Here is a 26,486-nt window from a genome sequence, read left to right on the forward strand (position 1 = left end):
GCCCAGATCCGGTGCGACGATCTGGCTCGACTTCGCGTCGTGCTAGGCTCGGATGTGGGTGATGATCATGAGCTTGAACACGGGTATGAACTCGACAGCGGACAGCTCTCGGTAATCTCGCGAGCGTTCGACTGCCCGTTTCCAGCAGACATGGGCACAGTCTCGCTGGTTCCTTGGAGCTCTCTTCGCGATGTGCCTTACCTCATTCACACCGGTTTCGAACTGGCGTTGATGCTGGAAGGACGAAAGCCTCTCGCCGTCTTCAGCGACGCCTATCCCAGTGCCATTCTTGACGAGCAGCTCGCGCCTTTCGACCCTTTCGTGGAGCAAGGACGCCTCGTGCGGCGCACTATCGACCACCCGTTCCCGTCGCCGAAGCGGGGTGTCGTAGATAGTCAGCCTCTCGATGGGATACGCCGCGTGTGCTTTGCCTTGCCGGGGCAGGAATGGCGCATCGATGCCTATATCGAGATGTGGCAGAGCGCCGAAAAATCGGGATGGAGCGAAGCGTCAGAGCGCCGCGAAGGGAAATTGCTGGGTTACACGGATTGGCAGTGCGACTGGTGGGCAGAGAACAGGCCAGGCAGCCTTAGCCGCAGACGATGACCAGCGGCTGCTCGGGCTCTGCCGTCACGGCCGTCTTCGTCAGCGCGCCGGTGAAATCCTCGCGATCGGCGAGGCCGAAGCTGGTCGCCATCTTGAAGCCCTTGGCCTCGCACCAGGCATTGGCGACGATCTTGCCGCATTCGGATTTGGACGAGATGCAATCGGCGACGCCGTAGCCGTCGCTGGCCGGGATCAGGAAGGTGCGCTGGTCGCTGGCGGCCGCGACAGTCTTGGTCGAGGGCAGGATCGACAGGGACAGGCCCGCGCCGATGATTCCGAAGAGGCCGACAAGAGCGATGGCGCGGCGCATTTCAGATATTCCTCGTGACCCGGTCGGGCGCTCAACCCTCAAATCGTGAGGATGGTTCCAACCGGTTAAATTTGGATGAACTTGCGCAAGCCATGGTGCGGCGCAACAAGTGGGGCGCCCTCTTGACGCAAAGCTCGCATGCAGGCAATCAGTTTTTTATGACGCGAGCCGCCAACCCGATTTGCATTATTTGCCGCTAGCTTTCGCTGGCCGGCTGCTCACGTCCTCGTCCTGAAACGGAAAGACAGACAGCGCCCCGGCCAGCGGCCAGGATATGCTCGTCTCCATGCCTTCCGCCGTTTCGCCAGGACACTCTCCGATGTCGCCGACCTTGAGGCTCTACAACACGCTGACGCGGACGAAGGAGGATTTCGCTCCGATCGATCCCCAAAACGTGCGCATCTATGTCTGCGGCCCGACGGTCTATGACTATGCCCATATCGGCAATGCCCGCCCGGTCATCGTCTTCGACGTGCTCTACCGGCTGCTGCGCCATCTCTATGGCACCGACCATGTCACCTATGCCCGCAACCTCACCGACGTCGACGACAAGATCAACGCGCGGGCGGCCCGCGACTATCCCGGCCTGCCGCTGAACCAGGCGATCGCGAAAGTCACGCAAGCGACGACGGCGCAGTTCCATGCCGATATCGGCGCGCTCGGCAACCTGCCGCCCGACGCCGAGCCACGCGCGACCGACCATATCGAGGAGATGAAGGCGATCATCGAGCGCCTGATCGCGCGCGGCGTCGCCTATGTCGCGGAAGAGCATGTGCTGTTCCATGTGCCCGCCGTCGAACATCTCAAGGCCGCGCCGAAATACGGTTCGCTGGCGCGCCGGCCGCTCGACGAGATGATCGCCGGGGCACGGGTGGACGTTGCGCCCTACAAAAGAGATCCGATGGATTTCGTGCTGTGGAAGCCGAGCCGCGAGGGCGTCGATCCTGGCTGGCCGTCGCCGGCAGGGATCGCCACGCCCGGCCGCCCCGGCTGGCATATCGAGTGCTCGGCCATGTCGATGGCGAAGCTGCTGTCGCCTTTCGGCGGCGGGCTCGCCTGCGACGACCCGGCCAAAAACCTCTTCGACATCCATGGCGGCGGCATCGATCTCGTTTTCCCGCATCATGAGAACGAGATCGCCCAATCCTGCTGCGCCTTTGGCGGCGCCGACGGGGCAGGGCGCATGGCCAATATCTGGATGCATAACGGCTTCCTGCAGGTCGAGGGCGAGAAGATGTCGAAATCGCTCGGCAACTTCGTCACCATCAACGAACTGCTGGAGACGGAGGTCTTTGGCGGGCGGAGATGGCCGGGCGAAGTGCTGCGGCTCGCGATGCTGAAGACGCATTACCGCCAGCCGATCGACTGGACGGTGAAGGCGCTGGAGGAGGCGGAGAAGACGCTTGCCGAATGGTCGGATGTCGCCGGCGATGCGGAGGTCGGACCGCCCTCGCAGGCGTTCCTGGATGCGTTGGCTGATGATCTGAACATCGCCAAGGCGCTGGCCGAGCTTCATGCGCTTCGCAAAGCAGGCGAGCTGTCCCGGCTGCGCGGAGGGCTGTCGCTGCTCGGCATCGGCCTGCGTTCCCAGAGCAACTCGCTGGACGACACAACGCTTCGTGCTGCTGTCGAGATGCAGATCGCCGCTCGTCTCGAAGCCCGCCGCGCCAAGAATTTCGCCGAATCCGACCGCATTCGCGACGCGCTTCTGGCGCAAGGCATCCAGCTCAAGGACGGCAAGGGTGCTGACGGCAACCCGACCACGACGTGGGAGGTAAAGCGATGAACCGCGACCTACCCCCTCTCCCCTCGCGGGAGAGGGTTGGGGTGAGGGGGCGCCGTGACAGCGCCGGGTTCGCGCACGACCAAGCGCCAACCGGAAACCTCACGGCGCCCCCTCATCCGTCCGCTGCGCGGCCACCTTCTCCCGCATCAAAGTCGGCTGTTGCCGACTTTGACACTTTGGGTTGCCCATCTCGGGCAGGCCCGAGATGGGTGGGAGAAGGGGAGGATGCGGCGACGCTTCAGCAGACCTTGCGAGGGCGCGCTCGCGCCATGCGCAAGGAGCCGACCGAGGCCGAGCGCAAGCTTTGGCATCTGGTGCGAGATCGGCGTTTCAGCGGCTTCAAATTCCGTCGGCAGGTGCCGATCGGGCGCTACATCGTCGATCTCGTCTGTCTCGATCGGCGGCTTATCGTCGAGGCGGATGGCGGGCAGCACGCCGAAAATTCATATGACGCGGAGCGCGATGCCTGGCTCGCTGGTCAGGGCTTTCGTCTCCGCCGCTTCTGGAACGCAGACATCCTGCAGCGCCCCGACGAGGTGCGCGATACATTTTGGCACGATTTGGACGGCCTGGTTCGGGTCGAGCCGACAGAAACAGCGGAACTTCGATGATGACCACCACCCCCAAAATCCGCCCCGCCGGCGCTTTGTCCGTCGCCATGAAGCTCGTCATGCTCGCCATGGTGATGCCGCGCGTGCTGCGCTTCAAACTGAGGCGGGGGCGATGAGCGCTGCCCGCATCCACCTCTTCGACACCACTTTGCGCGACGGCGCGCAGACGACGGGCGTCGATTTCTCGCTCGATGACAAGCGCAACGTCGCCGCCATGCTCGACAGGCTCGGCATCGACTATGTCGAGGGCGGCTATCCCGGCGCCAATCCGCTGGATACGGCGTTCTTCGCGCAGAAGCCGACGACGCAGGCCAAATTCGCCGCCTTCGGCATGACCAAGCGCGCCGGCCGCTCGGCCGCCAATGATCCCGGCATCGCGGCGCTGCTGGAAGCCAAGGCCGACGCCATCGTCTTCGTCGCCAAGGCCTGGGACTACCATGTCCATGTCGCGCTCGAGATCCCGCTCGAAGACAACCTCATTGGTATCGCTGAGAGCGTCGAGGCCGCCAGGGCCGCCGGCCGCGAGGTCATGCTCGATTGCGAGCACTTCTTCGACGGCTACAAGGCCAACCCCGATTATGCGCTCTCCTGCGCCCGTACGGCCTATGAGGCCGGGGCGCGCTGGGTCGTGCTCTGCGACACCAATGGCGGCACGCTGCCCGATGAGATCGCGGCGATCGTCGCCGCGGTGACGAAAACCATTCCCGGCGACCATCTCGGCATCCACGCCCATGATGATTGCGGCTGCGCGGTGGCCAATTCGCTGGCCGCGGTGGAGGCCGGCGCGCGCCAGATCCAGGGCACGCTGAACGGGCTCGGCGAGCGCTGCGGCAATGCCAATCTGGTGACGCTGATCGGCGCGCTGAAGCTGAAGGAGCGCTATCGCGAGCGCTTCGCCATCGGTGTCGACGCGGCGCAGCTCAGTGAGCTCACCCATGTCTCGCGCGCGCTAGACGAGATGCTGAACCGGGCGCCCAACCGCCACGCGCCCTTCGTCGGAGCCTCCGCCTTCACCACCAAGGCCGGCATCCATGCCTCGGCCGTGCTGAAGGACCCGCGCACCTATGAGCATGTCCCGCCCGAGGCGACCGGCAATCTGCGCAAGGTTCTGATTTCGGACCAGGGCGGGAAGTCAAACCTCGTCGCCGAGCTGGAGCGGATCGGCGTGACGCTCGGCCGCGACGATCCGCGCCTCGGCCGGGTGCTCGACGAGGTCAAGGAGAAGGAGGCTCAAGGCTACGCTTTCGAGGGCGCCGACGCTTCCTTCTTCCTGCTCGCCAAGCGCATCATGGGCGAATTGCCGGCCTATTTCGAGATCGAGCGCTTCACCGCCAATGTCGAGCGCCGCCATAATGCGCTGGGCGAGCTCGTCACCTTCTCCGAGGCGATCGTGAAGGTGAAGGTCGGCGAGGAGGCGCTGATCTCGGTCGCCGAGAGCGCGCTCGGCCCGGTCAACGCGCTCGACCTGGCGCTGCGCAAGGATCTCGGCCGCTATCAGTCATTGATCGAGGGCCTGCGCCTCGTCGACTACAAGGTCCGGGTCTTCCAGGGCGGCACCGACGCGGTCACCCGGGTGCTGATCGAATCGGCCGACGAGACCGGCGCGCGCTGGACCACGGTCGGCGTCAGCGCCAACATCATCGACGCCTCGTTCCAGGCGCTGGTGGATTCGATCACCTACAAGCTGATGCGCGAGGGCGCGACGGCTTGAACAGCTGAATGGGGCGATGGAAACACGCCGTCATCCCGGACGCAGCGAAGCGGAGATCCGGGATCCATCGTAGAGCTCCGGAGCCCTCCGATGGATCCCGGATCTGCGTCGCTGCGCGACTTGTCCGGGATGACGGCGAGGATGATGATATCGTCCTCACTCCGTCAGGCGGATCACCCTGTCCTTGCACAGATCCATGCTCTCGCCGTCGCTCTCGGCATCGTCACCGAAGCGGGCGAGCACGTAGTAGTTGCAGCCCAAGGGCTTGTTGAGCTTGACCGCCGTGCTCTTGCCCGGCTCCAGCGGCTTGGCGAGCTTGCCGACGAGGCGCGACTGGTCGCCTGTGGTGGCGATCTCGAAGGTCGTCAGGGGCGAGGCGCGCATATTGGTGATCTTGATCTGCGCCGGCGGTTTGGCCTTTTGCGCGGCGGCGGGAGCAGCCGCGAGCATCAGCCCGGCGCAGAGGCCCACAGCGGCGGTGGCGATAACGCGTTGGAACTTCATCATTGTTTCGTCCCCATTAGCAAAGCTTTGGCGTTCTCCGCCGATATCTGACACCGGGCTTGGGACGAGAACAAGGCAGCAAGCCGGCGCAATCGGAACCTTGCGCCGGATGGGCATGCATTGCCGCGCGAATGCGCCTATATCACCCGGCCAACTGGAATCGTTTCAAGATGTCTGCGCCAGCCGTGTCCAACCCGCCGCCGAGTTTCGCCCGCTCGGCCGTGCTCCAGCCCGGCTCCGGCTTCGTCGCGACCTTCCGCGCGCTCTGGCCTTATCTCTGGCCGGCCGATCGCGCCGACCTGCGCAAGCGCGTCGTGCTCGCCTTCGCCCTGCTGGTCGCAGGCCGTATCGTGCTGATGGGCGTGCCCTTCGCCTTCAAATGGACGACGGACGCGCTCGCCAATACGCCCACCAGCCTGGAGCGCTGGCTGCCCTGGCTCGTCGGCGCGCCCCTGGCGCTGACGGTGATCTACGGGCTGGCGCGCGTCGGCTCGGCTGCCTTCATCCAGTTGCGCGATGCGCTGTTCGCACCGGTCTTCATGCATGCGGTGCGCACGCTGGCGCTGCAGACCTTCGGCCATCTGCATTATCTCTCGCTGCGCTTCCATTTGGAGCGCAAGACCGGCGGCCTGACCCGGGTCCTGGAGCGCGGACGCAACGGCATCGAGGAGATGGTCCGGCTCGGCCTCAACCAGCTCGTTCCGGTGGTGATCGAGCTCGTGCTGATCATCGCCGTGCTGCTGGTGATGTTCGACTGGGTCTATGTCGTCGTGCTGGTCGTGATGGTGACGACCTATATGACCTACACCATCAAGGCGACGGAGTGGCGCATCGCCATCCGCTCGCAGATGAACGAGTCCGATACCGACGCCAATTCCAAGGCGATCGACTCGCTGCTGAACTACGAGACGGTGAAGTATTTCGGCGCCGAAGCCCGCGAGACGGCGCGCTACGACCTCTCCATGGCGCGCTATGAGCGCAACTCGATCAAGGCCTACACCTCGCTCGCCTGGCTCAATTTCGGTCAGGCCGCCATCTTCGCCGCCGGCCTGACGCTCTCGATGGTGATGGCGGTGCGCGGTTTTCGCGCCGGCACCCATACGGTCGGCGATTTCGTGCTGATCAACGCCATGTTGATCCAGCTCTACCAGCCGCTGAATTTCATGGGCACCGTCTATCGCGAGATCAAGCAGGCGACGCTCGACATCGAGCAGATGTTCTCGCTGATCGGCAAGGATCCCGAGATCCAGGACAAGCCGGGTTCGCTGCCGCTGCGGGTCGATGCCGGCGAGGTCCGCTTCGAGGACGTCCATTTCGCCTATATCCCGGAGCGGCCCATCCTGAAGGGCATCTCCTTCACCGTGCCGCCGGGCAAGACCATCGCGATCGTCGGGCCGTCAGGCGCCGGCAAGTCGACGATCTCCCGCCTGCTGTTCCGCTTCTACGAGCCGAATTCCGGCCGCATCCTGATCGACGGGCAGCCGATCGCGGATGTCCAGCAGGTCAGCTTGCGCGCTGCCATCGGCATGGTTCCGCAGGATACGGTGCTGTTCAACGACACCATCGAATACAACATCCGCTATGGCCGGCCCGATGCGAGCGAGGCCGAGGTCGAGGAGGCGGCGCGGCTCGCCCAGATCGACCGCTTCATCAAATCCCTGCCGGAGGGCTACGACACCTCGGTCGGCGAGCGCGGCCTGAAGCTCTCGGGCGGCGAGAAGCAGCGCGTCGCGATTGCCCGCACCATCCTCAAGGGCCCGCCCGTGCTGGTTCTGGACGAGGCGACCTCGGCGCTCGATTCCTTCACCGAGAAGGAGATCCAGGATGCGCTCGACCGGGTCAGCGAGGGCCGCACCACGCTGGTCATCGCCCATCGGCTCTCGACCGTGATCAATGCCGACGAGATCATCGTGCTCGACAAGGGCCTGATCGTCGAGCGCGGCAGCCATCCGCAGCTGCTCGCGGCCGATGGCGTCTATGCGGCGCTCTGGAACCGCCAGCGCCAGGTCGACGAGGCCAAGGCGACACTGCAGCGCGCGACCGCGGAGGAAGCGCCGAGCGTGCGCGTGAGCCTGACGGAGTAGGCAGCTTTCCTTCTCCCCTCGCGGGAGAAGGTGGCGCGCAGCGCCGGATGAGGGGGCGCCGTGCCCTTTCCGGTCAGCGTCGTGTTCGTCTAAACGGAAGGCTCACAGCGCCCCCTCATCCGTCTCGGCTTCGCCGAGCCACCTTCTCCCGCGAGGGGAGAAGGGAAGCCGTTTAAAACCACTCGCGTCTGCGGCGCGCTTCCTGCATCGTGACCATGGTGGAGCCGGTGGCTCCAATGGCCGAAGCGGGGGCTTCCAATGTTCGATCCGACTAGTTTCGTAGGCTTTCACACCTGGCTCAGCATCATCGCCATCCTGACGGGTATTCCCGTCGCGAGCGGCCTGCTCAAGGGCCACACTGTTCCGCGCTGGACCGGGGTCTATCTTGCCACCGCCTTCGCCACGAGCGCGACGGGCTACGGCTTTCCCTTCACCGGCGTACTGCCCTCCCATATCGTCGGCGCGATCTCGCTCGTGCTGCTGATCGTGGCGGGTTTCGCGCTTTATGGTCGCGGTCTCGCCGATGGCTGGCGGCGGATCTATGCGATCACCGCGATGCTGGCGCTATATCTGCTCGTCTTCGTCGCTGTCGCGCAGGCCTTCCTCAAGGTGCCGGCGCTGCGCGCGCTCGCGCCGACGCAAGCCGAGCCGCCCTTTGCCATCGCGCAAGGCGTGGTGCTGGTCGTCTTCGCCGTGCTGACCTGGCTCGCCTCGAGGCGCTTCACCAGCGTCCATGTGGCCGCCTGAGTCTCAGCACCCGTTTGAGATATTCCTCAGCCCTCATCCTGAGGAGCCATTCCGCGAGGAATGGCGTCTCGAAGGATGCTCCAGATGGTTCAAGAGCCTCCTGGAGCATCCTTCGAGACGCCGCTGCGCGGCTCCTCAGGATGAGGGCTGAAGTTTCCAAACGGTCTCTCAGCGAGGCGCTGCAGTCATCAGCAAGGGCCGTTTCGGCCGCAAGGTGATCTTCAAAGTCGGCACGGGCGGCTCCTGCGTCAGCGGCTCGAGCCTGATCGCGCGCAGCAGCACGGCCAGGATCGCGACCGCCTCCATGGTGGCAAAGGCGCTGCCGATGCAGGTGCGCGGACCGGCACCGAAGGGCAGATAGGCATAACGATGCCGCTGGCGCGCAGCCTCGCCCAGGAAGCGGGCCGGGTCGAAAAGATCGGGCTGGTCCCAGAGCCGCTCATGCCGGTGCACCGCCAGGATCGGCACATAAAGCACCATGCCCTCTTTCAGTGCGACGCCGCCCAGCTGGAAGGGTTCCTCGACCTGCCGGGTGATGACCGGCACGGGCGGGTAGAGCCGCATAGCTTCCTGGAAAACGGCCCTGGTCAAAGGCAGCGCCATGACCTGCTCCGGCTGCAGCACGCCGCCGCCGGTCACCGCCTCGATCTCCGCCAGTACGGCATCCTCGACCGCAGGGTTCCGTGCCAGGAGATGGAAGGTCCAGGCCAGGCCGAGCGCGGTCGTCTCATGGCCGGCGGTGACGAAGGTCAGGAGGTTGTCGACGATCTCGGCATCGCTCATCGCGCGGTCGGATTCAGGGTCGGCGCTGGCGAGCAGCATGTCGATGAGGTCGTTGCGGTGGTCGCCGCTGGCGCGCCGCTTGGCGACCATCGCGCCGAGCGTTTCGCGCAGATAGGCGACGGAGGTGAAGGCGCGCCTGCGGCCCGGATAAGGCAGCCACTCCGGCGTGCGGAGCAGGCTGTAGGCGAACATGAAGTTGCTCGGTTCGAGATAGTCGGTGATGGCACCTTCGACCTTGCCGGCGTCGAAATCGCCGCTGCCCGAAAGCATCGTCTCGACGATGATGGCGAAGGTGGTGCGCATCATCTCATGGCCGATGTCGAGCGGCCTCGTCTTGTCGAGCCAGTCGTCGCGCGTTGCCTCGGCGGCTGCGATCATCGCCGGCAGGAAGCCGGTCAGGCTGTCATGCTGGAAGCTCGCCGCGACCGCACGACGCTGCCAGCGCCAATGTGCGCCATCGGCCGTCAGCAGGCCCTGGCCGAGCGCGGGACCGAGCACCCGGCGCATGGTGTCGCCCTTGCCGAGAGCGTCGGCATTGCGCAGCAGCGCCTCCTGGATCAGCGCGGGGTCGCAGATATAGAGGCTGTCCCGCCCGGCGACGCGCGAGAGCACGAGCTTTTCCGAAAACGCCTCCGGCGGTATCGCCTCGAGTGGGTTGCGCAGCAGCGAGGTCAGCACGGAGAGCGAGGAGCGCCGGCTCCGGAACGGGATTTCGGGGGCGATCTCGGCGGCAGCGGCGGCCATCATGGTCAAGGCTTCGGTCTCCCGGTTCGCGCTCCGCCACGCGCCGGCATTGTGCCTGCGAATGTGGCGAATGAACAACCGGGATGCTCTTTCCTTCTCCCCTCGGGGGAGAAGGTGGCGCGTAGCGCCGGATGAGGGGGCGCTGTGCCCTTTCCGGTTGGCGTCGTGTTCAGCCAGGCGGCGAGCTCACAGCGCCCCCTCATCCGTCTCGGCTGCGCCGATCCACCTTCTCCCGCGAGGGGAGAAGGGAAGAAGCGCGCCCTTCATTATTCATCCGCCAGGTCCAGCCGGTAGCGCAGTTTCGTCCGTTCGCCGCTGGCATGGCTGACATAGTCTTCCGGCACCGCGACGCTCTCGACCAGTACGCAGCCGAGCTTTTCCAGCGTGCGCCTTGAGGCGGCATTGTCGGGCGTCGTGGTGAACCAGAGCGCGTCGAGGCCATGGGCGCGTGCGGCCGGCACGAGCGCGCGGACCGCCTTTGCGGCGAGCCCGCGCCCGCGAAAACCGGGCTCGACCGAGAAGCCGATCTGGCCGGAGAGATGGGTCAGGAGATGCGTGGTCGCCGGCCGCAGGCTGATCGTGCCCGCGACCATACCCTCGACCAGGATGTCGAAGCGGAAGGTGCGCACGCCCCAGGGCGAGGTCTCGACCGGGTAGACATGGCTGAGCCGCAAGCTGACGTCTTCGAAGGCGAGCCCGGAGGGGAGGGCGTCATCTGCATCGGCGGTCGAGCCAGGCCGGATCATGGGCGCTCTCCTCTCCCCGAGCGATCGTTGCAGGCTAGAGCAATTTCCGATCCAATTGGATCGTTAAATTGCTCTAGCGCTTTGTTTTAACGCGTTTTCTCCGCGCAAACGCTTCGCGTTTGTCGCGAGCGAACCGGTAGCCACTTCGCTCGAAAACGCTCTAGCCCATGCTCACCGCGTCGCGACGAAGAACAATCGCGGGAAGGGCAGGAGCACACTGCCATCGGGCAAGGCGGGGTAGGCCTGTGCGATCACAGCCGTGTAACGTTCGAGGAAGCCCGCCCGCTGCGCCGCGTCGAGCGGGTCGAGGAAAGGGCGCAGCGCCGTGCCCTTGAACCATTCGACGATCGCCGGCGGACCGCCCGCCAGGGGATGGTGATAGGTGGTGCGCCAGATGTCGACCCCGGAGGCGCTCTCCCGCAGGAGGCGGTAGTACCAGTCGGCGCTCTGGCGGGTGCCGCGCGCCTTGGAGGCGTTGACCAGCGCCCCGGCCCAGGGGCCGTCGGCTGCCGTCTCGCGCATCAGGATATGGGCCGGCTCATCCAAATTGTCGGGCATCTGCACGGCAAGGCAGCCGCCGTTCTTCAGCTTGGCGATGAGCGCCGGCAGCAGCGCGCGATGGTCCGGCACCCATTGCAGCGCGGCATTGGACAGGATCAGGTCGAACGGGCCTGGATTCTGCCAGCTTGCGATGTCGGCGATCTCGAAGCCGGTTCCGGGCATGCGCTTGCGGGCGGCCTCGATCATGTCGGGCGAGGAATCCATGCCGATGACCGTTGCTTCAGGGAAGCGCTGCTTGAGCAGTTCCGTCGAATTGCCGGGGCCGCAGCCGATATCGGCCGCGGATGCGACATCGTCGCCTGGAAGCTGGGCGAGCAGGTCCCGGATCGGGCGGTTCCGTTCGGCTTCGAACTTGCTGTACTGCGTGGCGGACCAGCTCATCTGCATCTCCATGGCCGCTGTTTGCGGCCGCATCGGATCGGGTTCGGGCCTGAGCGCGAACGGCGCAGAGGTTACGCCCGCGACCCGAGGCGTTCCAGCCCGGATGGCGCGGGCCTGCCAAGCGCTGTCACCGCCAAGCGCCGTCCACAGCAATCCCCAAAGGGCAGGGCGCGCGGCGATGGCGCTTGCGCCGACGCAAAGCGGGCCATAGGCATGAACTCTGAGCAAGGCCGGGCTCTGAGCAAGGCTGGGCTCCGAGCAAGGTCGTGAGGTGGACGAGATGTGGAAGCGCCAGCGCCCGATGGGGGTGCTTCTCGTCTCTTGCCTCGCTGCGGGGCCGCTTGCCGCCGAGCCGGCGCAGAGCTGGGCGCTCTGGGTCGTCAAGCCGGACAGGCCGGGCCATCTCGAAAGCTGCGCCTCGCTCAGGACGGTTTCCGCGCTCTCGGCCTCCACCATGCTGCCGGGCGGCCGCACGCCCTTGCGGCTCGAACAGCCGCTCTCGATCCGCTGGCAGGGCGGCTATCTCGCGCAACCGGGCCGGCAGGGCGAGCACGCGACTGAGCGCTGGAACGCCTTCGATTCCTGCTTCCTGCTGAGCGTGCGCGGCACGGTCGTCGCGGCCGGAGCCGTGCTTCGGCGGGAATCGGCCAGGCTGCTCAGGTTCGACACGCTGGTGATCCAGAGCGACAAGGCCGGAGCGCCGCTCAGCCTCTCGCTGCTGCCGGCCTTTCCTGCCGAGATCGCGCAGCCGGTCTCTGCGGCCTGGAGCCAGGCGCTGACCCCGCTCAGCACAGCCTCGGCCCCCACCCTGCGATGAGGTATTTCGTGATGGGGCGGGGAGCACTGTTGCTGGGCGTCGTTGTCCTGCTGTTCCAATCGATCGGGGCTGTGCAGGCAACCGGGACCAGGAAGGTCGGCCCCTTCGTGGTGATCACCAACGACAAACTCGATGGTCGCAAGGATGTCGCAGCGATCGTCTCCGGGCCGGGCGCGCCCTTTGGCCTCGCCATTCGCTGCATCGATGCGACCCTGTCGGTTGCGCTCGTACCGCTCCGGGATGAGGGGCTGTTCGGCGCCAGGGGCCGCACGGCTGCCGTGTCCGTCCAGCCCGCTGGGCGTGCGGCAACCGAGATGGCCGGCCGCGTCACCGAGGATCGCGCGCTCTATCTGGCGGCGCCCGCGCCCATGCTCGGGCTGGTGCTGGCGACGCAGCAGATGGCGGTCTCGGTGCCCGACGCTACTGGGGCACCCGCCGAGGCGCGCTTCGATCTGCGCCTCGCCAAGCGGGCGCTGGCCGATCTTATCGGGAATTGCCCGGCCGGGTGATAGCGCGCGACTGCGGGCCTCTTCCCCCCGCGCGCCGAACCCCCTAAACCAGCGCCACGCTCTGCGCCCGAGTTTCGCCGCAGAAAGCCGCCACATCCGCGCCTGCGGGCGCCAACTAAAGCCAACGGAACCAGATCCATGTCGCTCGTCGATTCCGTCCGCAAGGTGATCGTGCCCATCCACAAGGAGGGCTATGTCTTCATCGCCATCGGCCTCGTGGCGACGATCGTGCTCGCCAATCTCTGGTCGCCCTTCGGCTGGATCGGCGCGATCATCACGATCTGGATCTGCTATTTCTTCCGCGACCCGATCAGGATCACGCCGCAGCGCGAGGGGCTGGTGATCTCGCCGGCCGATGGCCGCATCAGCCAGATCGCCTCGGCCCTGCCGCCGCCGGAGCTGAACCTGCCGGCCGAGCCGATGACGCGCGTCTCGATCTTCATGAACGTCTTCGACTGCCATGTGAACCGCGCGCCCGTCCCGGGCCGCATCGTCAAGATGGCCTATACGCCGGGCCTCTTCCTTAATGCCGAGCTCGACAAGGCCAGCGACGACAATGAGCGCAACGCGCTCGCCATCGAGACGCCGGCCGGCATCGTCGGCGTCGTCCAGATCGCCGGGCTGATCGCGCGCCGCATCGTGCCCTTCGTCAAGGAGGGCGATTCGATCGCGACCGGCGAGCGCTTCGGCCTGATCCGCTTCGGTTCGCGCGTCGACGTCTATCTGCCCACAAGCGTGATCCCGCTGGTCGGCGAAGGCCAGACCGCGATCGCGGGCGAGACGGTGCTGGCCGATATGAGCGGCAACGAGGCGGTGAAGCGGACGTTCCGGGGGATTTGAGGGCAGGGGTGTCATCCCGTGCGCACTGCGGCATGGAATGCCGCGGTGCAGACACGGGACCGCAAGACGAGAAAAGCGTCCTTTCGCCCGGAGTCGGGATGATTCGCCCCTTCCAGATCACGGTCCCGCATCTGCGCAGCGGCACTTCGCGCCGCAGCGCGCGCGGGATGACAGGCGGTTCTAGCCTCCGCCTGCAAAACCGCGTATTCCCGCTCGCATGAGCGACCTGTTTCCCCCCTTCGAGCCCGAGCGCGTCGAATCCAAGCGCGCCCGTTTCAAGCCGATCCCGTTCCGGCTGATCGCGCCCAATGTCGTGACGCTGCTGGCCTTGTGCCTGGGCCTCACCGCGATGCGCATGGTCGTCGAGGGCAAGCTCGAGATCGCGACCGTCTGCATCCTGATCGCAGCCGCGCTCGACGGCGTCGACGGCCGCCTGGCGCGCATGCTGAAGGGCACCTCGCGCTTCGGCGCGGAGCTCGATTCGCTCTCCGATTTCGTCAATTTCGGCGTCGCCACCGGCTATGTGCTGTGGATCTTCGTGCTGCACGATCTGAAATCCTTCGGCTGGATCATCGTGCTGACGCTGGCCTGCGCCATGGCGCTGAGGCTCGCGCGCTTCAATGTGATGATCGACGATCCCAACCGGCCCGACTGGCAGAAGAACTTCTTCGTCGGCATGCCGGCGCCTGCGGGTGCGATCACCGCCATGCTGCCGCTCTATCTGCAGTTCATCGGCCTGCCGGTGGCGGAATATGGCGCGCCATTCGTGGGCCTCTACATCCTGTTCATCGCCTTCCTGACGATCTCGCGCATCCCCTGCTATGCCGGCAAGACGCTGGGCACGCGCGTGCCGCGCGACAAGGTGCTGCCGATCTTCGTGGCGGTCGTCGTCGTGGCGGGGCTGCTCTTCGCCTATCCCTTCGAGATGCTGGCGCTGATCGTGGTCGCCTATCTCGCGCTGCTGCCGCTCAGCGTGGCGCGCTATCGCAAGCTCGAGCGCCAGCATGCGGCTTCGCCCGCTGGGCCTGCCGTCGCGGCGGAAGTGCTGGCCGATAGCGTCTGAGTGTCATCCCGCACGCGCTGCGGCACGCAGTGCTGCTGCGCAGATGCGGGACCGTCATCAGAAAAAGCACTTATTGCGGCGCGCTCAGGAAAAGGCGCCTTCACGTCGCGCGGTCCCGTGTCTGCGCCGCAGCACTGCGTGCCGCAGCGCGCACGGGATGACAGCCCTCAGCGCGTGCGGGCGCGGCCCGTGAGCCTGCTCGCATTGGCGCGGGTGCGTTTGGCGAAGGGCTCCAGCGAGCTGTTGGCGACCTTGGCGACGGCCTCGGCGAAATCGACCTGCGCCAGCGGGTTGAGGGCAAAGCCCCACCAGAACATCGCGGCGGCTTGAGAGGCGGCAAGCCCGCTCTCCATCACGGCCGAAACCTTTTCGCTGACGGCCTTGGCCGCCTCGCGCTGGCCATGGCTGTCGCCGAAGGCGCCCTTCAGCAGGATCGGCATCCGCATGGCGATGGTCAGCCCGGCATCGGCCTGCATCGTCAGCACCTTCGTGGCGAGCGCCTGCGCTTCCACCCCCGCTTTTGTCACGGCGGACGGAGGCTTGCTCGATATTGCCATAAGGGAGTGACTCCGGAACGCGGGACGTACAGCCCGCTTGGTCGGGTAGTGTGGTGCCTCACGCGCCATTGTGCAATGCGGCATGGCCCGTAGTCCCGCCTATAATATGCGCAGGATGTATGGCCGGAGTGAAACACGCCCCACCGCTTGCGCCCAATGCATTGCGCCAGCGGTGGATTTATCCGCCGTGGAAAATGCTCTAGAGCCTTAGCCACGAGCGCGCCGCCCGTTGCGCGCCCCCAATTCGTCGAGCCGCCTTGTGAGCTTCTTCGCCTCTCCCAAACATCCCGGCTGGCGCCCCATGCTGGTTCTGGCCTCGGCCTCGCCGCGCCGGCTCGCGCTGCTGGAGCAGGCCGGTCTCAAGCCCGACGCGCTGCTGCCGGCCGATCTCGACGAGACCCCGCTCAAGGGCGAGCGCCCGCGCGACCTCTCGCGCCGGCTCGCTCGCGAGAAGGCCGAAGCTGCGCGCGAGGGCGCCAAGAGCCGGGCCGATCTCGAAGGCTGCTACATCGTTGCCGCCGATACCGTGGTCGCGGTCGGCCGGCGCATCCTGCCCAAGGCCGAGATCGTCGACGAGGCGGCCGCCTGCCTGCGCCTGCTCTCAGGCCGCGCGCACCGGGTCTATACCGGGGTTGCGGTGGTTGCGCCCAATGGCACGATCCGCGACCGCATCGTCGAGACGCGCCTGCGCTTCAAGCGGCTCTCCAACGAGGATCTGGAGATGTATCTCGCCTCGGGCGAATGGCGCGGCAAGGCCGGCGGCTATGCCATCCAGGGCATCGCCGGCTCCTTCGTCATCAAGCTCGTCGGCTCCTATACCGGTGTCGTCGGTCTGCCGCTCTACGAGACGGTCAACCTGCTCGGCGGTGAGGGGTTTCCGGTGCGGTTCGGCTGGATGAATGTCGGGTGAGGGGGCTGTCGCGACATGGGTCGCGAGCGCCGGGCAATGCCGTTGACCAGGGGACGAATCCCCATCATCCTCGCGGCCCATGAATCTCAACCATCGCCTCGCTGAGATCGTCCGACGCCGACGCTGCATCACCGCGCAGCGTGGCGTGTCGATTCTGCGACGAGGTTTCCGGGGACATTAGGCCCCGTCATCGTCCCTGAGTTTTCCGCAACCTGCCCACCTTTCGGTCGGCGGGTTTTTTGTTGTCTGAAATCGCCGAACCCGAAATCGTCGACCCCTTGGAGCAGATATGTCCTCAGCGCCCGCCTCGCCAAGCATCTCATTTCGGCCCTCATCCCAGGAGGATTGCGCTCATCTGGCGCTGCTGGCCGACATGGCGACGCGCCGCCTGACCTCCTTCCTGTGGGGCCAGATGGCCGATGCCGGCCGGTCGGCTTTCGAGGTCGGTCGCGGCGTCATCCGCAATGATGAGACGCACTTCACGCATTTCAGCAACTGGCGCGTCGCCGAGCGTGAAGGGCGGATCGCCGGGGCGTTGAACGGATATGTCATCCCCGCGCCAACCAGCCCTGCCGCACCGTCCGCGGAGGTCGTGCGGGCGCTGAACGAGCTGAAGGCCATGGCCGCCGGGACCTGGTACATCGCGGCGGCGGCGATCTATCCCGAGCATCAGGGCAAGGGCTTTGGAAAGTCCCTCCTCGCCGAGGCCGAAGCCATTGCGCGGGCCGCTGGGAAAGATCGGCTGACGCTGATGGTCGGCAGCTTCAACGCGAGAGCCCATGGGCTTTATCGGCAGACCGGCTTCAGGGAGTGGGACAGGCGCCCCTTTTCCGCATTTCCGGGGTCGGATGAACCCGGAGAGTGGATACTGATGGTCAAGGATCTGACGTAGAGCTCACGGATGAGGCGGCCGCCGGGCCGAGGCGATCCGCTCGGTTCAGGGCAGGCGGGTTTGCTTGGCCCGTCTGCCGCGCCGCATCTTGCGCCGTATCCCGTAACCTCCGATCCTTACGTCCCATAAGCGCGCCGGCCTGACAAGGCGCGCCTCCAGGAGGACTGCGCATGACGGGACGTCTCAGGGGCAAGGTCGCGATCGTGGCCGGCGCGGGCTCGATCGGGCCGGGCTGGGGCAATGGCAAGGCGACCGCGACGATCTTCGCCCGCGAGGGCGCGAAAGTGATCTGCGCCGACATCAACCGCGACGCGGCCGAGGAAACCGCCGCCATCATCCAGAACGAGGGCGGCCAGGCCTTTGCCGTGCAGACCGATGTGACCAAGGCCGATGCGGTCGCCGATCTCGTCGCGCGCGCGCTCGGCCGCTATGGCCGCATCGACATCCTCGACAACAATGTCGGCATCGCCGAGGTCGGCAGCGTCGTCGACCTGCCCGAGGAGGTCTGGGACCGCGTCTTCAAGGTCAACCTCACCGGCGCCTTCCTGGCGATGAAGCATGTCATCCCGGTGATGCAGCGCCAGTTCGAGGAGAGCGGCGAGGGCGGCTCGATCATCAACATCTCGTCGATCGCCTCGATTCGCCATACCGGCGTGCCCTATGCCAGCTATTCCGCGACCAAGGCGGCGCTGAACCAGCTCACCCGCACCACGGCCGCGCAGTTCGCGCCCCAGAAGATCCGCGTCAACGCGATCCTGCCCGGTTTGATGAAGACGCCGATGGTCGAGCATTCCGCCGGCCTCGCCCAGGTCTATGGCGATGGCGACATCGATGCGATGTGGGCGGCGCGCGATGCGCAGGTGCCGATGGGCCATATGGGCGAGGCCTGGGACGTGGCTTACGCCGCGCTGTTTCTCGCCAGCGACGAAGCGCGCTATGTCACCGGCCTCGAACTCGTCGTCGATGGAGGAATCACGCTCGGATATGGCTGACAATGAAAACGCCGCGCCGCCCGCCGCCAAACCCTGCCCGATCTGCGGCAAGCCGCGGGTCGCCCAATACAAGCCGTTCTGCTCGCCCCGCTGCGCCGATATCGACCTCGGCCGCTGGCTCAAGGGCAGCTATGTGATTCCAGGCGCGCCCGTCGACGAGGCCGAGGCCGACAAGCCCGGCCGCGAGCGCGACGACGAGGATTGAGCGGGTTTGGCGGGAAAGCCGGCGCGAAGGGGGCCGGAAAGCGCCTTGTCGCGATAGCGATGGAAAGCTTGCGCAAGCGACTGGACAGCCGCGAGCCCGGCCATTATACCGCCTCCACCAACAGGGACGGGCGCTTGCCCATCTCCGGCGCCCAGATAGCTCAGTTGGTAGAGCATGCGACTGAAAATCGCAGTGTCGCTGGTTCGATTCCAGCTCTGGGCACCATTCCTTTCTCCATCAATTTCCATGAGCCTCTAAAAAGTCCGAGAAATCGGTGGTTTCACCGATTGGAACGCTCGCGGTTCGTGACTTCTTCCTGCCGCGGGGCGGGACGGTGGGCTTACTGACCGCTTGGCAGGGTTGTCAGTGATCGAAAAGCAGGCGTCGGCCCGCTTCTCGAGGCCGCGGGGATACGCGGAGCCTTACGCCGCGCCTGGGACATCAACCGGCCTGAGATCGGCTTTGCGTGGTTGGCAGCGCCATTTCGACCATTGCGCCTAGCTCGACGCTCAGGCCCAGCGCGGGCGGAGGCAAACGGACCCTAAAGCGTGGGTCAAAAATCTTTTTTCGGAGCGGCCGCGTCTGGCGCGAGCTTTTCAAACATTGCGATTAGACTCTGGAGAGACCCCTGGCACATGGCCCTCTCCGGTACGACGTTTAGCGTTCCCCCAGTTGCTGTGGACCAAGCCATATCCGTGTTTATCGATGGCTCCAAAATCTTGATCTTGGTCTCGATCGCTTTGATGGCGGTCCGTGCGCGAACGATTTCATTTTCCGAGATGAAGATGCTGACGTAGCCGTCTCGGAACTCGTTACATTTTTTGACGAAGGCGTAGTACTGATAGGCGGTTTTCAGGACGTTGATCGGGCGCAGCGCCTCAAGGCGCTCTTCCTCCGCGGCTTTCTCAGCGGCTAGGCGAGCACGCTCTGCGGCGGCCCTCGCTTCCTGCCTCCGCTCTTCAGCGATCCGCTGGGCCTCCGCGCGACGTTCTTCCTCTATCCGTTGCGTTTCGGCGCGCCGGACCTCTGCTATCCGCTCGGCCTCCGCCCGTCTCTGGGCCTCTTCGTACCTTTGGCGCTCGGACTCGGCCTGCTGCCGCTCGGCCTCTTGCCGGCGCAACTCGATTTGCTCAGCGATGGCCCGGGCTTCGGCCATAACTGGCACGATGGCGGGAAAACAGATCCCCATATCCGAAGCAGGCAGCGCCCTGAATTCTTCCAGAACGGGCCTAGCCATCGCGTGACGCGCCTGCTGTAGCCGCTGTTCCATGCGCTGCGTGAAACTGGCCAGCACCTCCATTTCGGTCTTCGTCTGACGCTGCAGGCCAGCCTGCTCAGCTTGGGCAAGTGTTCGCCCACTGTCCTGTACTTCGTAGATTTCGAGCATATCGGGGCAGCGCCGCGGCTTTGCTGACGGCATCGTACCGGCATAGGTATTGGCCATCCTCACGCGGACCGCGCGAGGCAGATCCGCGAAATACGGGCCGTCGACGAAGCCTCTCCCTGTTCCTACGCCGTGGAGACGATCGTGCTCTAGAACAAGCTTGCGGCCTTCGGCTTGACACTGCAGGCCGAAAGCCCGGCGGGCCCCATTTCGGATCGCATCGTCGTTCGCCGATGCTGTGACCTTCTCCTGGATTAGGGAACGCGACACGCAGTCGGTTGCGGCTCTTACCGTTGGAAGCAGTTCACGCCGGGCCTTGTCCTCTTCAGCTGCCGCTCCGCTGCCCAGCAAACACGCCAACAATACCAACCGCACATGCATAGCCCGTCCCCCGCAACGAGCATTGCGCAAATTTTACTGTGAAGCCAGCGCCCTCCAGCCTATTTGTACCATGCAATCGACGACAGCCGCCACCGGCTGCGCGGCAAAGCGACCGGCTCGCCCGCGAAGCGATTGAACCGTCATGCTCGCACCCTCAAATGTCGACTGCTAGCGCGCCAGGAAGCTGATATTGCCGGTCTTGTCCTTTCACGCCTCAACTCTGCGCCAGTCGACGGAGACACTGATCCGGTAAGTCGAGCCCCGATAGCCGTCACCGAAGAAGATGAATGGCGCTGATGAAAAGCGCGATCCAGAACGCCCAGCCGATCAAAACCGCGATGCCGCTGTTGAGAACGGGCTGCCGCCCTTCCCGCCAGTAAGCTGCGAATGGCTTCTTGGTTTCGCGGTAGTCGGCGACAGCTAGGCTGCCAAACGTAAGGCACTCCACAAGAGCCTTGCCCGTGTGGAAGCAGATGATTTCCGAGATGACGGACCAAAGGAAACGGAGCGTTTGCCCAACGATTGCTTCCAGCAAGATTGCAGCCCCAGTGGAGTTATTCCTGACACTCATACCGTAGATGACTGCAAGTCCTCCCGGCCAGCCCAGATGGCCCGCCCGCCTTCACGCGGTGGTAACCATATAAGCCCATGTCTCTCCTCAGCCTTTGCCGAGAGATACCCGATGCTGAGCCGCCGATCGTTTAACCTGTTCACCCTGTCCGTTGGCGCGGCCGGCCTGGCAGGCTGTGGGACCGGCAGCATCGTTGCCCTTCCGGACATGTCAGTGGGCAAGCCGAGCGCTCGGACCCGTACGCTGGCGCGCCCGAACTATGCCGAGGTTTACACCGCCTATCCAGGCGAGCGCTTTCCGGTTCCTGCGGTCAACTCCGGCGATATTGATCCGCAATATCTTCGCCAGACCGTCGAGCTCAGCCGGGATCATGCAACGGGATCGATCGTTGTCGATCCTGCATCCTACCATCTCTATTTCGTTGAATCGCCGGGGATCGCGACCCGCTATGGGGTTGGTGTCGGCCGCGAGGGTTTCGGTTGGTCCGGCGCGGCGAAGATCAATATGAAGCGCGACTGGCCGGACTGGGTGCCGCCTCATGAAATGGTCGAACGCGACCCGGAAATCAAAGCCAAGCTCGAAAGGACGCCCCGAGGCCTCGGCGTGCTCGGCGGCCCGAAAAGCCCGCTAGGCGCGCGCGCCATGTATCTGTTCGATGCAAGCGGCGATCTCGGTTACCGCATTCACGGAACCCTCGAACCCTATACGGTGGGCACCAACGTGTCGTCCGGCTGCGTTCGGATGATAAACCAGGACATCATTCATTTGTATGCGCGGGTGTCGCTGGGCACGCCTGTAACCGTGTTGCCCGCGTAAACGCGTCGAACGATCGGGGTTTGAGGTGCGCGAACAGCATCTCGACCGTCTTCCGCCGCGCTATGCCGGAATCTTGCCGTGTAGCTTGATCTCCTTCAGCACCAGATTGGTGCGCACATGCGCGATGCCCGGCAGGCGGAAGAGAAACTGCTCAAGAAAGACGTTGTAGTCGTCCTTGTCGCGGCAGACGACGCGCAAATGATAGTCCGCCTCGCCGGTGGTCGAAAAACATTCCACCACTTCGGGCTGTTGGGCGACGCGCGCGATGAAATTGGACACGTGATCGGCTTCGTGGCGCAGCAGCGTCACATGCACGATCGCGCTGAAGCCAAACCCCGCCCTCTCGGCATCGACGATCGCCATGTAGCCCGCGATCACGCCGGCCTCCTCCAGCACTCGCACCCGGCGCCAGCAAGCCGACGCGGACATGCCGGCCTGATCAGCCAGATCCTGATTGGAGACGCGCGCATCTGACTGCAGGATCTGCAGCAGCTTGCTGTCCTGGGTGCCGAGTTCGATCCTAGCCATTCTGGAAATTTCCACCGGTGTTGCGGCAATTTTCGGTAGGATAAACCGAATTAAAGGCAAAGCCTACAAAGTGAGGCAGGATTTTCCAGAGAATCCTGGTTGAATCGACCGCAACAACGCATGCGGGAGGTTTCGCCCATGGCTTACGATGTCCCGGTTGGCGACTACGCGCTTGGCGACCGTTACGCGAAGAGCTCCGGCCGCGTCTTCATGACCGGAACCCAGGCGCTGGTGCGCATCGCGCTCGACCAGGCGCGGCGCGACAAGGCCTGCGGCCTCGACACGGCAGGCTTCATCTCTGGCTATCGCGGCTCCCCGCTCGGCGGTGTCGATCTGGAGTTGTGGCGCGCCAAGGACCTGACCGCGCAGCACAACATCGCGTTCCTGCCGGCGGTGAACGAGGACCTTGCCGCGACCGCCGTGCTCGGTTCGCAGCAGGTCGAGACCAACCCCGACAAGCAGGTCGAGGGCGTCTTTGCGATGTGGTACGGCAAGGGGCCGGGCGTCGACCGCGCCGGCGACGCGCTCAAGCACGGCAACGCCTATGGCTCCTCGCCGCACGGGGGCGTTCTCGTCGTGGCGGGCGACGATCATGGCTGCGTCTCGTCCTCCATGCCGCATCAGTCCGACGTCGCCTTCATGGCCTGGTTCATGCCGACGCTGAATCCGGCCTCGATCGGCGAATACCTGGCCTTCGGCGAATATGGCTACGCGCTGTCGCGCTATTCGGGCATGTGGGTCGGCTTCAAGGCAATCTCGGAAACCGTCGAAAGCGGCCAATCGGTCGAGATTCCGCCGCCGCGCGATTTCAACGCGCCCGCCTACACGCCGCCCGCAACCGGCCTGCATTATCGCTGGCCCGATCTGCCCGGGCCGCAGATCGAGGAGCGGATGGAGGCCAAGAAGATGGCCGTTTTCGCCTTCGCCGAGGCCAATCCGATCGACCGCCGCATCTATGACATACCCGACGCCAGCTTCGGCATCGTCACCACCGGCAAAGGCCATCTCGACCTGATGGAGGCGTTGCGCCTGCTCGGCGTCGACGAGGCGGCCTGCCGTAAGCTCGGGATCGACATCTACAAGGTCGGGATGGTCTGGCCGCTGGCGCGCCGCGATGCGCTCGATTTCGTGCGCGGCAAGACCGAGATCCTCGTCGTCGAGGAAAAGCGCGGTATCATCGAAAGTCAGCTCAAGGAGTATTTCTACGACTATCCCGGCCACAAGCCTCACGCCATGGTCGGCAAGCGCGACGAGGACGGCAACCGGCTGATCTCCTGGATCGGCGAATTGTCGCCGATCATGCTGGCGCCGATCGTCGCGCGGCGCCTGGATGCGCTGTTTCCCGATCTGCGCCTGTCCGCGCGGGCGGCGAGCCTGGTGCCCGAGGCCGACCGCCTCATCCAGGTGCCGGGCGCGACGCGCACGCCCTATTTCTGCTCGGGCTGCCCGCACAACAGCTCGACCAAGGTGCCGGAAGGTTCCAAGGCGCTGGCAGGCATCGGCTGCCATTTCATGGCGAGCTGGATGGACCGCGAGACGACCTCGCTGATCCAGATGGGGGGCGAGGGCGTGAACTGGGCGGCCTCGTCGCTGTTCACCGGCAAGGGGCACATCTTCCAGAATCTCGGCGAGGGGACCTATTACCATTCCGGGTCGATGGCGATCCGCCAGGCGATCGCGGCCAAAGCCAACATCACCTACAAGATCCTCTACAATGACGCCGTGGCGATGACCGGCGGTCAACCGGTCGACGGGCCGATCAGCGTGCAGGCGATTGCGCAGGAGGTCCGCGCCGAAGGTGTCGAGCGTCTCGCGCTGGTGTCGGACCAGCCCGAGAAATTCTCAAGCCGCGACCTGCCAGCCGGCATCACCATTCATCACCGCCGCGATCTCGACGCCGTGCAGCGCGAGCTGCGCAACGTCAAGGGCGTCTCGGTGCTGATCTATGAACAGGCCTGCGCCACCGAAAAGCGTCGCCGCCGCAAGCGCGGCACGATGGAGGACCCAAAGCGCTTCGCCTACATCAACGATCTCGTCTGCGAAGGCTGCGGCGATTGTTCGGTCGAGTCGAACTGCCTCAGCGTCGAGCCGAAGGAGACGCCGTTCGGGCGCAAGCGCAAGATCAACCTGTCGAACTGCAACAAGGATTTCTCCTGCCTGAACGGCTTCTGCCCGAGCTTCGTCACGGTCGAAGGCGCCACGCGGCGCAAGAAAACCGTGCTGGAAGACGATTTCGTGGCCCGTGCCGCCGTCCTTCCTGCGCCGGCGCCAGTGTCGCTCGACAAGCCGTTCGATCTTCTGGTCACCGGCGTCGGCGGCACCGGCGTGGTCACGATCGGCGCGCTGATCGCGATGGCGGCCCATCTCGAGGGCAAGGGCAGCTCGGTGCTCGATTTCACCGGCTTCGCGCAGAAGTTCGGGCCGGTCCTGTCCTTCATCCGCCTGGCCGGCACGCCATCGGCCATCAACCAGGTCCGGATCGACAACGGCGCGGCCGATGCCCTGATCGGCTGCGACATCGTCGTGTCCTCCTCGCCGAAGGCGTCGGCGACCTATCGGCGCGGCATGCGAGCGGTCGTCAATCTTGCCGAGATGCCGACCGGCGACATCGTCCGCATCCGCGATGCCGATCTCGCCTCGCGCCGCCGGCTGCGTGAAATCGAGACCGTGGCGGGGGCCGGAAACATCAGCGCTTTCGATGCCAACGCCATGGCGGAAAAGCGTTTCGGCGACGCCGTCTTCGCCAATGTCCTCATGCTGGGGCATGCCTGGCAGCAAGGGCTGGTGCCGGTCTCGCATGCCGCACTCGATCGCGCCATCGCGCTCAACGGGGTCTCGGTCGAGAAGAACCGGCAGGCCTTCGCGGCGGGACGTCTGGCCTGCGCCGATCCGGACTTCAACGGCACGGAGGAAGCGGCCGGCCCCGAGACGCTCGACGAGGTGATCGCGCGCCGCGCCGCGTTTCTCGTCGGCTATCAGGACGAGGCCTGGTCGCGACGCTACCGCGACGCCGTCGAGCGTGTCCGGCTTGCGGAGGCTCCCTTCAACTCCACCGCACTGACCGAGGCGGTGGCGCGCTCGCTCTTCAAGCTGATGTCGTACAAGGACGAATACGAGGTCGCGCGGCTGCATATGCAGAGCGGGTTTCTCGACGAGCTGAAGCGCGAGTTCGAAGGCAACTTCTCCGTGAACTACCACCTCGCGCCGCCTCTGCTCGCGAGCGGCAGGGACGCGCGAGGCCGGCCGCTCAAGCGCCAGTTCGGCCAATGGATCCAGACGCCGCTGCGGGTGCTGGCTCGCTTCAAGCGGCTGCGGGGCACCGCCTTCGACCTGTTCGGCTATACCGCCGAGCGCAGGATGGAGCGGGGCCTTATCGGCTGGTACGAAGGCATCGTCGCGCAGCTGCTGGAGCGCCTGCCGCAGCAGGGCCCGGCGGGGGCAGCCGAGATCGCCACGGCGCCGATGGACATCCGCGGCTATGGTCCGGTCAAGGACAAGGCGGTCGAGGAGGTGAGGGCGCGTGTAAGCGAGTTGCTCGCCCGGCCGCTGCCGCCGGCCGCGAATGGCAGGGTGCGCCGGGTTGCCGGGGGATAGTGCAATCTCAAGAGCCGGCTATGCGCGAAGGTTGAAGACAACCGAGAGATGACGCACGGGCGATTTCAGCAATCGCTCGTGCCCGTGAATCGAATTGGCGTCGAAAATCATCGTATCGCCGGGATGCAGCTCGACCAATGCATCGGCGTATCGATAGATCATCGAACCCTCCAAGATATGCATGAATTCGATCCCGGTGTGCTGGAAGCCGGGCGAGGGGGAAGCCGCGTCGCTGATGGTGACCAGATAGGGCTCGGCGTATTTCTCTCCGGAGAGGAGATGGCCCAGAAGCTGGTAGTTGAACCCGATCTTCGAGCCCCGGCGTTGCACGTCGATCCCCTTGCCGGCGCGCACCAGCGAGTAATCGGCATGCGTGTTGTGGCTGGCGAATAGTCTTGCCACCGGCACCTTCAGCACGCCGGAGAGCGCCAGCAAGGTCGCAAAGGACGGGGTCGACTGACCGCTCTCGATTTTCGAGAGCATTCCGTTGGACAGGCCGGCCGCCTCGGCGAGTGCGTTGGCCGCCATATTGAGGCTCAAGCGCAGGCTGCGAATCTCCTTGCCGACCGCAAGGGCGAGCGCATCGGTTTCCTTCGCCTTCGCCGAAGCAGCGCTGGATTGCGCATCGTCTTGGTTAGCGTCGTCGGTCTTGGGCCGGATCATCATCGAAAGCGCGCCCCGCCGGACGCGTTTTGCCGCCGTCGGTTTCTTTTTGACTGGTGGCTGAACCAAGAGCAAATCACCCCGTTTTCGTGATGGCCGGGCCCGAACGGCCCTGTTTCCGTCTTCTGAGGCATCGGACCGGATCCCGCATCCGACAGCAGATTCTAGCACCGCGAGCCACTATGGCCAA

At 65.2% G+C, this 26,486-nt stretch carries 26 protein-coding genes and 1 tRNA gene; 17 read left to right on the forward strand and 10 right to left on the reverse strand.

The window, feature by feature from the left end:
- Positions 1 to 54 precede the first annotated feature (54 nt).
- Positions 55 to 606: a hypothetical protein gene (locus tag ACSQ3P_RS25370; RefSeq protein ID WP_436168240.1), complete on the forward strand. Its 552-nt coding sequence runs from the start codon at positions 55 to 57 to the stop codon at positions 604 to 606.
- On the opposite strand, the gene ACSQ3P_RS25375 is transcribed toward ACSQ3P_RS25370, so the two are convergent.
- Entirely contained in the window at positions 590 to 916 is a 327-nt protein-coding gene (locus ACSQ3P_RS25375) for a hypothetical protein (RefSeq protein ID WP_436168241.1), read from the reverse strand. The genes ACSQ3P_RS25370 and ACSQ3P_RS25375 overlap by 17 nt on opposite strands.
- A gap of 319 nt (positions 917 to 1,235) precedes the next feature.
- Between ACSQ3P_RS25375 and cysS the strand changes: the two genes are divergently transcribed.
- From cysS to cimA, 3 genes are all read left to right on the forward strand, one after another.
- A complete protein-coding gene (gene cysS, locus ACSQ3P_RS25380; protein WP_436168242.1) occupies positions 1,236 to 2,702 on the forward strand; it encodes a cysteine--tRNA ligase in 1,467 nt (488 codons plus the stop codon).
- Between the two features lie 209 nt (positions 2,703 to 2,911).
- The gene (locus ACSQ3P_RS25385; RefSeq protein ID WP_436168243.1) at positions 2,912 to 3,313 is read left to right on the forward strand and encodes an endonuclease domain-containing protein; all 402 of its coding nucleotides are present in this window, start codon (positions 2,912 to 2,914) and stop codon (positions 3,311 to 3,313) included.
- A gap of 112 nt (positions 3,314 to 3,425) precedes the next feature.
- Positions 3,426 to 5,024, forward strand: a complete 1,599-nt coding sequence (gene cimA / locus ACSQ3P_RS25390; RefSeq protein WP_436168244.1) for a citramalate synthase — start codon at positions 3,426 to 3,428, stop codon at positions 5,022 to 5,024.
- 156 nt (positions 5,025 to 5,180) lie between these two features.
- On the opposite strand, the gene ACSQ3P_RS25395 is transcribed toward cimA, so the two are convergent.
- Positions 5,181 to 5,528 carry a hypothetical protein gene (locus ACSQ3P_RS25395; protein ID WP_436168245.1) on the reverse strand — a complete coding sequence of 116 codons (348 nt, stop codon included), beginning with the start codon at positions 5,526 to 5,528 and terminating at the stop codon, positions 5,181 to 5,183.
- 131 nt (positions 5,529 to 5,659) lie between these two features.
- Between ACSQ3P_RS25395 and ACSQ3P_RS25400 the strand changes: the two genes are divergently transcribed.
- The gene (locus ACSQ3P_RS25400; protein ID WP_436168246.1) at positions 5,660 to 7,612 is read left to right on the forward strand and encodes an ABCB family ABC transporter ATP-binding protein/permease; all 1,953 of its coding nucleotides are present in this window, start codon (positions 5,660 to 5,662) and stop codon (positions 7,610 to 7,612) included.
- Positions 7,613 to 7,870: 258 nt separating this feature from the next.
- The gene (locus ACSQ3P_RS25405) at positions 7,871 to 8,359 is read left to right on the forward strand and encodes a hypothetical protein (protein ID WP_436168247.1); all 489 of its coding nucleotides are present in this window, start codon (positions 7,871 to 7,873) and stop codon (positions 8,357 to 8,359) included.
- 168 nt (positions 8,360 to 8,527) lie between these two features.
- Here the strand turns inward: ACSQ3P_RS25405 and ACSQ3P_RS25410 are convergent, their stop codons facing one another.
- The 3 genes from ACSQ3P_RS25410 to tam form a co-directional block, all read right to left on the reverse strand.
- Positions 8,528 to 9,889: a cytochrome P450 gene (locus ACSQ3P_RS25410; protein ID WP_436168284.1), complete on the reverse strand. Its 1,362-nt coding sequence runs from the start codon at positions 9,887 to 9,889 to the stop codon at positions 8,528 to 8,530.
- Between the two features lie 263 nt (positions 9,890 to 10,152).
- Positions 10,153 to 10,632: a GNAT family N-acetyltransferase gene (locus tag ACSQ3P_RS25415; RefSeq protein WP_436168248.1), complete on the reverse strand. Its 480-nt coding sequence runs from the start codon at positions 10,630 to 10,632 to the stop codon at positions 10,153 to 10,155.
- Positions 10,633 to 10,803: 171 nt separating this feature from the next.
- Positions 10,804 to 11,580 carry a trans-aconitate 2-methyltransferase gene (gene tam, locus ACSQ3P_RS25420; RefSeq protein WP_436168285.1) on the reverse strand — a complete coding sequence of 259 codons (777 nt, stop codon included), beginning with the start codon at positions 11,578 to 11,580 and terminating at the stop codon, positions 10,804 to 10,806.
- A 274-nt stretch (positions 11,581 to 11,854) separates the two neighbouring features.
- Between tam and ACSQ3P_RS25425 the strand changes: the two genes are divergently transcribed.
- From ACSQ3P_RS25425 to ACSQ3P_RS25440, 4 genes are all read left to right on the forward strand, one after another.
- Positions 11,855 to 12,391, forward strand: coding sequence for a hypothetical protein (locus tag ACSQ3P_RS25425; protein ID WP_436168249.1), 537 nt, complete (start codon positions 11,855 to 11,857; stop codon positions 12,389 to 12,391).
- Between the two features lie 29 nt (positions 12,392 to 12,420).
- Entirely contained in the window at positions 12,421 to 12,900 is a 480-nt protein-coding gene (locus ACSQ3P_RS25430) for a hypothetical protein (protein WP_436168250.1), read from the forward strand.
- Between the two features lie 102 nt (positions 12,901 to 13,002).
- Positions 13,003 to 13,740, forward strand: a complete 738-nt coding sequence (locus tag ACSQ3P_RS25435) for a phosphatidylserine decarboxylase (RefSeq protein ID WP_436168286.1) — start codon at positions 13,003 to 13,005, stop codon at positions 13,738 to 13,740.
- A 217-nt stretch (positions 13,741 to 13,957) separates the two neighbouring features.
- Positions 13,958 to 14,803 carry a CDP-alcohol phosphatidyltransferase family protein gene (locus ACSQ3P_RS25440; RefSeq protein ID WP_436168251.1) on the forward strand — a complete coding sequence of 282 codons (846 nt, stop codon included), beginning with the start codon at positions 13,958 to 13,960 and terminating at the stop codon, positions 14,801 to 14,803.
- A gap of 167 nt (positions 14,804 to 14,970) precedes the next feature.
- Here ACSQ3P_RS25440 and ACSQ3P_RS25445 read toward each other — a convergent pair whose 3' ends face one another.
- Positions 14,971 to 15,330 (reverse strand): hypothetical protein, encoded by a 360-nt coding sequence (locus ACSQ3P_RS25445; RefSeq protein ID WP_436168252.1) that lies wholly within the window; start codon positions 15,328 to 15,330, stop codon positions 14,971 to 14,973.
- A 331-nt stretch (positions 15,331 to 15,661) separates the two neighbouring features.
- On the opposite strand from ACSQ3P_RS25445, the gene ACSQ3P_RS25450 reads away from it, so the two are divergent.
- From ACSQ3P_RS25450 to ACSQ3P_RS25470, 5 genes are all read left to right on the forward strand, one after another.
- Positions 15,662 to 16,270 carry a Maf-like protein gene (locus ACSQ3P_RS25450; protein ID WP_069693701.1) on the forward strand — a complete coding sequence of 203 codons (609 nt, stop codon included), beginning with the start codon at positions 15,662 to 15,664 and terminating at the stop codon, positions 16,268 to 16,270.
- 412 nt (positions 16,271 to 16,682) lie between these two features.
- Positions 16,683 to 17,162 carry a GNAT family N-acetyltransferase gene (locus ACSQ3P_RS25455; protein WP_436168253.1) on the forward strand — a complete coding sequence of 160 codons (480 nt, stop codon included), beginning with the start codon at positions 16,683 to 16,685 and terminating at the stop codon, positions 17,160 to 17,162.
- A gap of 170 nt (positions 17,163 to 17,332) precedes the next feature.
- A complete protein-coding gene (locus tag ACSQ3P_RS25460; RefSeq protein WP_436168254.1) occupies positions 17,333 to 18,154 on the forward strand; it encodes an SDR family NAD(P)-dependent oxidoreductase in 822 nt (273 codons plus the stop codon).
- Positions 18,147 to 18,359 carry a DNA gyrase inhibitor YacG gene (gene yacG / locus ACSQ3P_RS25465; protein ID WP_436168255.1) on the forward strand — a complete coding sequence of 71 codons (213 nt, stop codon included), beginning with the start codon at positions 18,147 to 18,149 and terminating at the stop codon, positions 18,357 to 18,359. The genes ACSQ3P_RS25460 and yacG overlap by 8 nt, the downstream gene beginning before the upstream one ends.
- A gap of 149 nt (positions 18,360 to 18,508) precedes the next feature.
- Positions 18,509 to 18,584: transfer RNA gene (locus tag ACSQ3P_RS25470), tRNA-Phe, on the forward strand.
- A 328-nt stretch (positions 18,585 to 18,912) separates the two neighbouring features.
- On the opposite strand, the gene ACSQ3P_RS25475 is transcribed toward ACSQ3P_RS25470, so the two are convergent.
- Entirely contained in the window at positions 18,913 to 20,124 is a 1,212-nt protein-coding gene (locus ACSQ3P_RS25475; protein ID WP_436168256.1) for a hypothetical protein, read from the reverse strand.
- A gap of 271 nt (positions 20,125 to 20,395) precedes the next feature.
- Positions 20,396 to 20,659, reverse strand: a complete 264-nt coding sequence (locus ACSQ3P_RS25480; protein WP_436168257.1) for a hypothetical protein — start codon at positions 20,657 to 20,659, stop codon at positions 20,396 to 20,398.
- 147 nt (positions 20,660 to 20,806) lie between these two features.
- On the opposite strand from ACSQ3P_RS25480, the gene ACSQ3P_RS25485 reads away from it, so the two are divergent.
- Positions 20,807 to 21,511, forward strand: a complete 705-nt coding sequence (locus ACSQ3P_RS25485) for a L,D-transpeptidase (protein WP_436168258.1) — start codon at positions 20,807 to 20,809, stop codon at positions 21,509 to 21,511.
- A 60-nt stretch (positions 21,512 to 21,571) separates the two neighbouring features.
- On the opposite strand, the gene ACSQ3P_RS25490 is transcribed toward ACSQ3P_RS25485, so the two are convergent.
- Positions 21,572 to 22,039, reverse strand: coding sequence for an Lrp/AsnC family transcriptional regulator (locus tag ACSQ3P_RS25490; protein ID WP_436168259.1), 468 nt, complete (start codon positions 22,037 to 22,039; stop codon positions 21,572 to 21,574).
- A 138-nt stretch (positions 22,040 to 22,177) separates the two neighbouring features.
- Between ACSQ3P_RS25490 and ACSQ3P_RS25495 the strand changes: the two genes are divergently transcribed.
- The gene (locus ACSQ3P_RS25495) at positions 22,178 to 25,633 is read left to right on the forward strand and encodes an indolepyruvate ferredoxin oxidoreductase family protein (RefSeq protein WP_436168260.1); all 3,456 of its coding nucleotides are present in this window, start codon (positions 22,178 to 22,180) and stop codon (positions 25,631 to 25,633) included.
- An 18-nt stretch (positions 25,634 to 25,651) separates the two neighbouring features.
- Here ACSQ3P_RS25495 and ACSQ3P_RS25500 read toward each other — a convergent pair whose 3' ends face one another.
- The gene (locus ACSQ3P_RS25500) at positions 25,652 to 26,467 is read right to left on the reverse strand and encodes a helix-turn-helix domain-containing protein (protein ID WP_436168261.1); all 816 of its coding nucleotides are present in this window, start codon (positions 26,465 to 26,467) and stop codon (positions 25,652 to 25,654) included.
- Positions 26,468 to 26,486: the final 19 nt, after the last annotated feature.

Origin of the sequence: Allobosea sp. LjRoot9 (assembly GCF_964252745.1) — a bacterium.
GTDB lineage: Bacteria > Pseudomonadota > Alphaproteobacteria > Rhizobiales > Beijerinckiaceae > Allobosea.

Bases quoted from the DNA above. Each gene is read 5' to 3' on its own strand.
- ACSQ3P_RS25415 (WP_436168248.1), bottom strand. From the start codon at position 10,632: ATGATCCGGCCTGGCTCGACCGCCGATGCAGATGACGCCCTCCCCTCC.
- yacG (WP_436168255.1), top strand. From the start codon at position 18,147: ATGGCTGACAATGAAAACGCCGCGCCGCCCGCCGCCAAACCCTGCCCG.
- ACSQ3P_RS25375 (WP_436168241.1), bottom strand. From the start codon at position 916: ATGCGCCGCGCCATCGCTCTTGTCGGCCTCTTCGGAATCATCGGCGCG.
- ACSQ3P_RS25405 (WP_436168247.1), top strand. From the start codon at position 7,871: ATGTTCGATCCGACTAGTTTCGTAGGCTTTCACACCTGGCTCAGCATC.
- ACSQ3P_RS25450 (WP_069693701.1), top strand. From the start codon at position 15,662: ATGCTGGTTCTGGCCTCGGCCTCGCCGCGCCGGCTCGCGCTGCTGGAG.
- tam (WP_436168285.1), bottom strand. From the start codon at position 11,580: ATGCAGATGAGCTGGTCCGCCACGCAGTACAGCAAGTTCGAAGCCGAA.
- ACSQ3P_RS25410 (WP_436168284.1), bottom strand. From the start codon at position 9,889: ATGATGGCCGCCGCTGCCGCCGAGATCGCCCCCGAAATCCCGTTCCGG.
- ACSQ3P_RS25475 (WP_436168256.1), bottom strand. From the start codon at position 20,124: ATGCATGTGCGGTTGGTATTGTTGGCGTGTTTGCTGGGCAGCGGAGCG.
- cysS (WP_436168242.1), top strand. From the start codon at position 1,236: ATGTCGCCGACCTTGAGGCTCTACAACACGCTGACGCGGACGAAGGAG.
- cimA (WP_436168244.1), top strand. From the start codon at position 3,426: ATGAGCGCTGCCCGCATCCACCTCTTCGACACCACTTTGCGCGACGGC.
- ACSQ3P_RS25490 (WP_436168259.1), bottom strand. From the start codon at position 22,039: ATGGCTAGGATCGAACTCGGCACCCAGGACAGCAAGCTGCTGCAGATC.
- ACSQ3P_RS25495 (WP_436168260.1), top strand. From the start codon at position 22,178: ATGGCTTACGATGTCCCGGTTGGCGACTACGCGCTTGGCGACCGTTAC.
- ACSQ3P_RS25440 (WP_436168251.1), top strand. From the start codon at position 13,958: ATGAGCGACCTGTTTCCCCCCTTCGAGCCCGAGCGCGTCGAATCCAAG.
- ACSQ3P_RS25395 (WP_436168245.1), bottom strand. From the start codon at position 5,528: ATGAAGTTCCAACGCGTTATCGCCACCGCCGCTGTGGGCCTCTGCGCC.
- ACSQ3P_RS25400 (WP_436168246.1), top strand. From the start codon at position 5,660: ATGCGCCTATATCACCCGGCCAACTGGAATCGTTTCAAGATGTCTGCG.
- ACSQ3P_RS25455 (WP_436168253.1), top strand. From the start codon at position 16,683: ATGGCCGATGCCGGCCGGTCGGCTTTCGAGGTCGGTCGCGGCGTCATC.
- ACSQ3P_RS25460 (WP_436168254.1), top strand. From the start codon at position 17,333: ATGACGGGACGTCTCAGGGGCAAGGTCGCGATCGTGGCCGGCGCGGGC.
- ACSQ3P_RS25425 (WP_436168249.1), top strand. From the start codon at position 11,855: ATGTGGAAGCGCCAGCGCCCGATGGGGGTGCTTCTCGTCTCTTGCCTC.
- ACSQ3P_RS25485 (WP_436168258.1), top strand. From the start codon at position 20,807: ATGCTGAGCCGCCGATCGTTTAACCTGTTCACCCTGTCCGTTGGCGCG.